The 1,109-nt window shown below is 60.1% G+C and carries 1 protein-coding gene; it reads left to right on the forward strand.

What is annotated here, in order from left to right; all coding sequences use genetic code 11:
* Positions 1-1,109, forward strand: a 1,109-nt coding sequence (locus tag Q7T36_RS14930; protein WP_304850338.1) for an efflux RND transporter permease subunit, incomplete at both ends; no start/stop codon positions are given.

The raw sequence follows: 1,109 nt of genomic DNA on the forward strand, positions 1-1,109 counted from the left end.
GCTTCAAACTGGCCATCTGGGTGGCCGCAGGCATTCCCATTTCCATCCTTGGTGCACTGGCACTGTTTCCCTCGCTGGACGTCACGCTCAGCTCACTGACCATCATGGCCTTTATTCTCGTCCTGGGGATTCTGGTGGACGATTCCATCGTGGTGGCGGAGCGCATCTTCGTTTATGAACAGAATGGCGTTCCGCCGAGAGAGGCCGCCGCCGAAGGCACTCTCAGCGTGTCGGTCCCCGTGATCTTCGGAGTGCTGACCACCATGGCCGCCTTCCTTCCGCTGCTGATGCTGGAAGGCCCGATGGGGTCGTTTTTCTTCGTGATCGGAGCCGTGGTGGTGCTGTGTCTGTTCATGAGCGTAATCGAATCACAGCTGATTCTTCCCAGCCATCTCTCGCACCGCCGCACCAGTGGTTACCTGCTGGAGGGCAGCCCGGTCATGACACGGTGGCTGGCCCTGCAGGAACGCATCAGCCAGGGATTGAACAGCTTCGCTGCCAACACCTATCAGAAGGCCCTGCGCAAATCTCTGGAATATCGTTATGCAACGTGGGCCGTAGCGATCTCCATCATCGTCATCACCGCAGGTCTGTTGATGAGCGGGCGCGTAGTGTTCCAGTTTTTCCCCGCCGTTGAAGGCGACCGTATCTATGCCAGCGTGCAGATGCCCGAAGGAGTGGCGGTCGCCATCACCGAGGAAGCACTTCAGAAGCTGGAAAGGGCGGCAATTGAACTGAGCCGCGAACTCGACGAGGAACTGGCCGTGAAGATCGCCGCCGGTGACGCCCCTGCAGTTCCCGGCCACGTGGTCGAAAGATCACTGACAACGCTCGGCGCCCGCATCAACAGGGGCGGCGGTCCCGGAGGCGGACGCCCCTCGGCCGGTGGCAGTCACATTGCCGAGGTCGTGCTGATTCTGCAGCCATTCGAACAGCGAGGCGAAATCAGCTCCAATGAAGTACGCAACCGCTGGCGCGAAAAGGTCGGCTTCATTCCCGACGCGCTGGAAGTTGGGTTCGTTTCCGATTCATTCTCTGCGGGCTCAGCGCTGAGCTTCCGGCTTGAAGGTCGCAACGAGGAAACCCTGCAGGCCGCAACGGCTGAATTG

It is taken from the genome of Fluviicoccus sp. (assembly GCF_030646115.1).
Taxonomy (GTDB): Bacteria; Pseudomonadota; Gammaproteobacteria; order Pseudomonadales; family Moraxellaceae; genus Fluviicoccus.